The 1,539-nt window shown below is 65.4% G+C and carries 1 protein-coding gene; it reads left to right on the top strand.

Annotated features, from left to right (window positions below; genetic code table 11):
• Positions 1-133: 133 nt before the first annotated feature.
• Complete coding sequence (chrA, locus tag BKY26_RS00180) at positions 134-1,411, top strand: chromate efflux transporter (RefSeq protein ID WP_071688380.1); 1,278 nt, start codon at positions 134-136, stop codon at positions 1,409-1,411.
• Positions 1,412-1,539: the final 128 nt, after the last annotated feature.

Genomic DNA, 1,539 nt, shown 5'->3' with positions numbered 1-1,539 from the left:
GTTCGGCCGGGGGCGACGCCCCCGGCTTGCTTCTGCAGATCCGCTGCAATTATCGGTGCCATAAAGACGCGGGGGGTTGTGTTCGGGGGCCAATGCCGGTTTCTGGGCTCAGTGGAAACAGGTGGGTCCCTTTATGCAGACGCGGCAGGATGTGGCGGAGATGATCCGCGTGTTCGGGCGGATCGGGCTTATGTCTTTTGGCGGACCGGCTGCACAGATCGCGCTGATGCATCGCGAGCTGGTCGAGCGGCGGGACTGGCTGAGCGAGCGGCAGTTCCTCGGGGCCCTGTCCTTCACCATGCTGTTGCCCGGTCCAGAGGCGATGCAACTGGCGACCTATGCGGGCTGGCGGCGGGATGGCACGCGGGGCGGGCTGATCGCGGGCGGGCTGTTCGTGGCGCCGGGGGCTTTGGTGGTGATGCTGCTGGCGGCGCTCTATGTCAGTTTCGGGCAGTTGCCGCTGGTCGCGGCGCTGTTCCTCGGCATAAAGGCCACCGTGATCATCGTCGTCATCGAGGCGCTGCTGCGGGTCAGCCGCAAGGCCCTCAAGGGGCGGTTGGCCTATGGGTTGGCGGCGCTGGCGTTTCTTGGGCTCTTCGCCTTCAGCTTGCCATTTCCGCTGATCATCGCGGTCGCGGCGCTGCTCGGGGCATTGTTGATGGGCCGCAAGGCAGAAGATGCGGAAGCACCGCCCGTTTCCCTGATGCGCGCTCTGCGGACCGTCCTGATCTGGGGCGCGCTCTGGCTGGGGCCGCTGGCTCTGCTTTGGGGAATCGCGCCGGACAGCGTGCTGACCGAGGTGGGGCTTTTCTTTTCCAAGCTGGCCGTTGTGACCTTCGGCGGTGCCTATGCGGTGCTGGCCTATATGGTGCAGCAGGTGGTGGGCGATTTCGGCTGGCTGACCACGGGGCAGATGATGGATGCGCTTGGGCTGGCGGAAACCACGCCGGGGCCTCTGATTCTCGTGACGGAGTTCGTGGGGTTCCTGGCCGGGGCCGGGCAGGGCGGGCTGGGGCTTGGCGTTCTGGCGGCCTGCGTGACGCTGTGGGTTACCTTCATGCCCTGCTTCCTGTGGATCTTCGCCTTCGCGCCCTATGTGGAGTGGATCACAGCGCAGCCGCGTCTCAACGGGGCGCTGTCGGGGATCACGGCCGCCGTGGTCGGGGTGATTCTGAACCTGTCGATCTGGTTCGCGCTGCATGTCTTTTTCACGGATGTCACGGCAACGGCGCTGGGGCCCGCCACGCTCTGGTTGCCAGATCCGTCGACAATCGACCCCGGCGCGATTCTGTTGGCGGGGCTGGCGGCTTGGCTTCTGATGCAGCGCAAATGGGACCTTCTGGCGGTTCTTGGCACCATGGCAGCGGCGGGAGCGGTGTGGAGCCTCGGAATTCTGCCCCTTTTCGGTTGACACCACACCGCGCAAGGGTAAAAGACGCGCTCAACCAGAGATACGAGCGCTTGGGATCGTCTGCCCCCCGCGCCCCGCTTTGCAGGAGTTTGACATGGCGAAGCCGACCACCATCAAGATCCGCCTGA

It is taken from the genome of Nioella sediminis (assembly GCF_001879695.1).
Classification (GTDB): Bacteria; Pseudomonadota; Alphaproteobacteria; order Rhodobacterales; family Rhodobacteraceae; genus Nioella; species Nioella sediminis.
The sequence above is the reverse complement of the archived record's forward strand: the minus strand, read 5'-3'. Positions and strand labels throughout refer to the sequence as shown.